Annotated in this window: 8 protein-coding genes; 5 read left to right on the top strand and 3 right to left on the bottom strand. The window is 49.6% G+C overall.

Going from position 1 to position 5,405, the window contains the following annotated elements; genetic code table 11:
* Positions 1 to 234 precede the first annotated feature (234 nt).
* On the top strand, positions 235 to 1,326 hold the full coding sequence (locus RDO88_RS13415; protein WP_307759833.1) for a hypothetical protein: 1,092 nt from the start codon (positions 235 to 237) through the stop codon (positions 1,324 to 1,326).
* A gap of 8 nt (positions 1,327 to 1,334) precedes the next feature.
* Positions 1,335 to 1,958 (top strand): hypothetical protein, encoded by a 624-nt coding sequence (locus RDO88_RS13410; RefSeq protein WP_307759832.1) that lies wholly within the window; start codon positions 1,335 to 1,337, stop codon positions 1,956 to 1,958.
* A 13-nt stretch (positions 1,959 to 1,971) separates the two neighbouring features.
* Here the strand turns inward: RDO88_RS13410 and RDO88_RS13405 are convergent, their stop codons facing one another.
* Genes RDO88_RS13405 through RDO88_RS13395 form a run of 3 tightly spaced genes read right to left on the bottom strand, consistent with a single transcriptional unit; the run spans position 1,972 to position 3,578 of the window.
* A complete protein-coding gene (locus RDO88_RS13405) occupies positions 1,972 to 2,523 on the bottom strand; it encodes a hypothetical protein (RefSeq protein WP_307759831.1) in 552 nt (183 codons plus the stop codon).
* Positions 2,510 to 3,256, bottom strand: a complete 747-nt coding sequence (locus tag RDO88_RS13400; RefSeq protein WP_307759830.1) for an ImmA/IrrE family metallo-endopeptidase — start codon at positions 3,254 to 3,256, stop codon at positions 2,510 to 2,512. The genes RDO88_RS13405 and RDO88_RS13400 overlap by 14 nt, the downstream gene beginning before the upstream one ends.
* A complete protein-coding gene (locus RDO88_RS13395; RefSeq protein ID WP_307759829.1) occupies positions 3,240 to 3,578 on the bottom strand; it encodes a helix-turn-helix domain-containing protein in 339 nt (112 codons plus the stop codon). Before RDO88_RS13395 ends, RDO88_RS13400 begins: the two co-directional genes overlap by 17 nt.
* Positions 3,579 to 3,879: 301 nt before the next feature.
* Between RDO88_RS13395 and RDO88_RS13390 the strand changes: the two genes are divergently transcribed.
* From RDO88_RS13390 to RDO88_RS13380, 3 genes are all read left to right on the top strand, one after another.
* On the top strand, positions 3,880 to 4,158 hold the full coding sequence (locus RDO88_RS13390) for a hypothetical protein (RefSeq protein WP_072544931.1): 279 nt from the start codon (positions 3,880 to 3,882) through the stop codon (positions 4,156 to 4,158).
* 135 nt (positions 4,159 to 4,293) lie between these two features.
* Positions 4,294 to 4,608, top strand: coding sequence for a hypothetical protein (locus tag RDO88_RS13385; protein WP_307759828.1), 315 nt, complete (start codon positions 4,294 to 4,296; stop codon positions 4,606 to 4,608).
* Between the two features lie 175 nt (positions 4,609 to 4,783).
* Positions 4,784 to 5,405 (top strand): BT4734/BF3469 family protein (locus tag RDO88_RS13380; RefSeq protein WP_307759827.1); only part of this gene is annotated, 622 nt, incomplete at its 3' end.

The raw sequence follows: 5,405 nt of genomic DNA, 5'->3' as shown, positions 1-5,405 counted from the left end.
CGATTTGAAAAAAGTGTGTACAGAATTTTATATTATATATATAAATATATATATATAATATAACTGTATAAGTGACGCACACATTTCGATTTTGGCTAACTGTAATCTGTAATTCGTAATAGCACAAAATATATGTTAAAACAGGCTTTGGACTTTGTTTGTTGGAATGAAATCTGTATATTTGGTCAGAAAGTTACCTTTGTTTTCAGTATAATCAAATTAATACGTACTACGATGAAACCATATTTGCAATATCAACCAATAGTCTGTCGTAAATTTGTACACATCGACCACCTTATCGGCGACAACAAGTTGTGGAATGAAATCTATTCCATCTTCCGGACTTTGAAATCAGAACATAAATTGTCCATCCCTGCCATAGAGATGTTGAATGAAGTATACTTGCAGAGTATGCGGGCCTTCCTGGTGAAGCATGCGGACGACGAAGACATCTGGGAGGGATATGTTTTTCATAACAAGCACCTGAAGTGTGATTCTTCTGCCACCCAGTTGTGCCTGTCGCTGGTTTATGCGGCGCTGTGTCTGATGAGAATCCCCATTGAGCAGGCGGTGGAACACTTGCAGATATTGAGGGAGAAACACCTGATGGACGAGCACGGGAAACCTTCCAAGTTTTTCCGCAGCGTGTTCGTCATTTTGTGGCAGAAAGAGAGAAAACGCTTGTTACCTTGGTATCTGGGTTTTCTGAGAGCGCCCAACTGGGATCATGTGTTCAATCTGGCAAGTTTTGACGTGGACGCTCCGCTGCCGGAGCAGGCACATCATGCGTGTGCCATCATGACAACGGAGGACTGGATGCTGGCAACGGACCATTTCAACAGTGCGTACATCAAGGAAATCGTCTTCCGTTGGACCACGAAAGACGAGCGGGTACAGGTATTGGATTGCATCGAAACATCCTACTACAACCTGAAGAAAGAGTGTCCACCCGGTACACCTCCGTCGGGTGAAGCCGAAAAGCCGCAGGTGATGCCCGAAGATTTCGACCTCTGCCGGACAGAGATAGAGACAGCCGTAGAGATGGAGACCGAGCCGAAGCTGCTGGCCGCCTTGATAGACAGGGCAGTGGAGCTGTTCAGCAAAGCGGGGCTGGTGGCGCTCCTCTCGTGCCTGACAACCATGAAGTACTCGGAATGCGTCAAAGAGCATGTGGAACGGGTGGACAGGGCCATAAAGAAGCCTGTCGACCGGGCGCCACACACGCAGTACAACTACTACGAAGGCGCCAACCACTTCAGCGGAAACCAGATAAAGGGTGTCAGTATCCATGCGGAGCCTGCCAGCCAAAGTTTACCCCAAAATTGACAACAGACATGGAAGACAACAAGCAACAACAGACGGAAGTGAAGAACTTCTACGGCGGCATCTACTTCGACCGCTGCCAGATGACGGACATCAAGTTCCAGACCATCGTGCAGGGCGACATGCACGTGGAGGCGACGGAGGCAAACCCCATACAGAACGATGGAGAGATGGCGGAAGAAGAACAAGAAGACACCAGCCTCAATAACCTCATTTTTTCCCCTTCGCTATTTGCCACAGCCGAACGGCTTGGGCAGCTTCACAACCTGATAGCTTCGGCATTGGAGCAACTGCAGGGGAAAAATGAACTCTTTTGGCTACATGCTGCATTGGACGATGCCGAGGTGATGAACTTTCAGACAAAAGATGTTGAATTCATCAGCCAGATGCAGAAGTGGTTTCCTGATTCACCTTGGCTGAATTGCAGTGCAAGGAGCATAGCCAATGCCATTTCCACCGAACGGAACAAGTGGTTGCAAGAAGGAGAGAGGGTTAAGGTGACCAACTTGCGGGCTTCCCGCCAGCAGTTTGTCAAGATGATGCAAAACCCGAATAAGATAGACCGCTTCATCCGCATTGCATACGACGGCTTGTATAAGGGAGTGATGAAGCTGAAAGCGGAGTTTCAGAAGTGACGAGGCAGGTTCTTCAAAAATCGCTCAGGTCGCGTGTCGGCGTGTAGCGAGTGATGTCGCTGACGGGGAACCGGGCCTTGTTGAGACTGATGGCGTCGGCGATGAAGTTATTGCAGTCTTCTTGTGTGTAGATGCCTTTGTTCAATGCTATGGCCAGGATGTCTAAGGTGCCGATGTATTCAATGCCGAATGCGTCACAATAGTCGGCCACATCCCTGAAATTGCTGCTGGCCACCACTTCATGCCCGAAACGGGCCATCGACATGCAGGCCCTTTCGCCTTCTCCCAAAAGCGGGCTTTCTTTCTTCAGGCGGAAGAATTCCTTCTTGACATGGTCGTTCGTATAGGGAAAGCCTATGCGCGAAACTTTGCAGCGGGTCATCCAGGCGTCTACTTTGGCTTTGCGTTGGGAATCGGTAGGGTGCCAGGTGGCTTCTTTGTACACATTGTCCACCACATAGACGGCATGGGGAGCGAGAATCGTTGTCAGCGTGTCAATGCGACCGGTAGCAATGAAATGCGAAATGACATCCGCATCAATCAATATGACCTTATTCTTCGCCATCGCCCAGTTCTTTTGAAAAGTCAAGACCCATATCGGCCAGTAATGAAAAATATTTTGCCTGCGAAATGAGTCCGGCATCATACAGGGCCCGTGCCTTCAGGTTGTAGTCTCCAACCAGTTCCGTCTGACAGGTCGGTTCGTAAAGCCTGGTGCTGTAACCATATTCGATGGCCGATTTTCGGACATCTTTCTGGTAGCGGGCAAAAACCTCGTCGGTAATCCATCCCAACCCCTTCAGACGCATGAGCAATGCACTGCGCGAACATCCGAAGTTTTGCTCTATTTTCAGCAGGGTGGCAAGTGTGATTTTGTTTCGACCCTGTTCTTTATCCGGCGTCAATTCCTTCAACCCCATTTCGGGCAACAGCAGGTAGGAGGCAAAAAGGTCGGCATTGTATTCTTCTGTTTCCTTTTTGTTGAACAATCCTGCATTGTTCTGCGATACGGTAAATTGTTCTTGATAAAGCAGGTGGTACAGCTCGTGACAGGCGGTGAACCGTTGTTTGGCATAGGACTGGGCCGTATTGATCAGCATAAAGTATCGGCTTCTATCATCTGCTTGGATACGGATAGCCATACCTGAAAAATTGTCATCCAGCTTCCGAAACCAGGTCAAGATATTTTTCTCTTTCAGAATCTGATGAATACGTACGGGATCTTTCGTCGTGACGTGCATCTCTTCGCGCAGGCGCGTAGCCAGACATTCCAATTCGTTTTTACTTCTCAAGCTCATTGCACATCTGGATATAGTTCTTGACAATTTTCTGGAATTGGGCTATCTGTTCCAGGTCGTTTATGGCGCCGTTTTTGCGGTATGCACACGCAACGTTGGCTTGTGTCAGTTCGGCATTTTCTTCCATCAGATCGTACTCTTCTACATTGTAGAGCGTTGCCAGTTTTTCAATAGCTTCCATAGGCACGACGGTGTCTCCATTTTCGTATTTGACATAAGCCGGTTGACTGATACCTAAATATTGACTGATCTCCTGTTGGGAGTAGCCAAGGTGTTGGCGGTAGCTGGCAAGGTTCTTGCCGATAATCTGATTGAGAGTCATGATAGTTGTGCGTTACGTTTTCCGCTTGCAAAGATAATGTTTTTCAGTTATATTTTATGCAGTTCAGCTTTGTTTTTGATAAAATTATAACTTTATCTCTGCCGCTTCTGCCATGGATTGCCTTCTCTTCCCATAGCTATCGGACAGTTTCATCGGATGGATCGGACAAAACATCGCATAATCATCGGATTGGTTGTACATACATTGATTATCAGATTATTATATCGCAATTATTCATCATCCTTGCCCTATCTTTGCCTCAGTCAAGACGGACAAACCATCCCCGTCGTGGCAATATAATATGAAGCAATTAATGAAAGTCGTAGCGCAGGGCGAACCCTTCGCCGTGCAGAGCCAGAAGGCCGAAAGCGGACAGGTGATGAAGTGCAACATCGTGTTGCAGGAAGTGGGCGGCAAGTACGAGGACACGTATGTGGCAGCCATGCTGGGGCAGCTGGCCTCGTGCAAGTTTTATGCAGGCGAGCTGGTGTATGCCGTCCTCCGCTTCCAGACGCGCGAGTACAACGGGCAGATGTTTCAGGACATTCTGGCGGTGGAAATCGTGAAGATGAACGGTTAGCGGTGAACGGTTAACGGTTAGTATGCCCACCGCTCACCACTAACCGCTAACCACCACTTCAACTCTCAACTTTCAACTCTCAACTTTCAACTCTCAAAAACCCTATTCACAACATCAAAAAAAAATTACACGACTATGAACGTAAAGATTCAAATCAGCGACGAAGCCTACAAGGCTTTAATGAACGGAAACGGACGCCTGGAGGGCAGTCTGGGATTGGTAAGCCCCACGGAGGGCAACTTCAACGCCTATCGCCGCAGCGCGTCGAGGCCCGGCAGCAAGTACATCAAACTGCCCCACGGACGGGCCAGCGTGGGCGACAGCCACGTGCGGCTCACCCTGCGCATCGCTCTGGACGAGGCGGACATCACGCCGGCAGACGTGCTCATCGACGAGAGCCGGCAGGCGAGCGACTTTGTGGATCGCGTGTTCGACACGGAGCTTATTTAATGGAAAATTGAAAATGGAGAATTGAAAATTAAGAATGCGGCCGAAATTAATTCTCAATTCTCCATTAGCTTCGCTCAAAACCTCCTTTAATATTTACACGAAGGAATAGTCTCAATTATCAATTAACGAAGATTTTCAATTATCCATTATCAATTATCCATTATCCATTAAAGCAATGAAGTTCGGAATAAGCAATAACGTAAGGAGCCGGGTGGTGCGGGAGTGCACCCCCGAGCTGTTCCACCAGGCGATGCGTTCGGAGCTGGTGGCGGAGGTCTGCGCCGAGATAGCGGACGGAAAGGAAAAGTGCCTTCGCGGCGAGCTGACGAAGGAAGAGTATGACACACTGAAGGCGGGGCTGAAGAAGCGGCTGCCCATCTTCACGCCGCACGCCACCTTCCGCAACGGACGGCGGCTGAACGCCGACGCTGTGCCCAGCGGCCTGTCGATGTACGACGTGGACCACCTACCCAATCCCCGCGGCTACTGGGAGCAGAAGCGGGCGGAGCTGGAGGGCAGGGGCGTGATGCGCTACGTGGTGCTGGCCCACATCACGCCCAGCACGGAGGGGCTGCGGCTGTTCTTCATCATCCCCGCAGGGATGGACCTGGCCGAGGCACAGCGGTGGATGTCCCAGCAGATGGGCGATGCGAATTACGATGCCAGTGTGAAGGATTATGCCCGTTCGTCGTTCGTGGTGCCGGAGGGGTATGTGCTTTACCTGGACGAGGAGAGGCTTTTTAATGAAGAATTAAGAATGAAGAATGAAGAATTGGCTGCCGCCCCCAAACCCTCCG

Source organism: uncultured Mediterranea sp., assembly GCF_902493215.1.
GTDB lineage: Bacteria > Bacteroidota > Bacteroidia > Bacteroidales > Bacteroidaceae > Bacteroides.
This window is presented reverse-complemented; position numbering and strand designations above follow the sequence as displayed.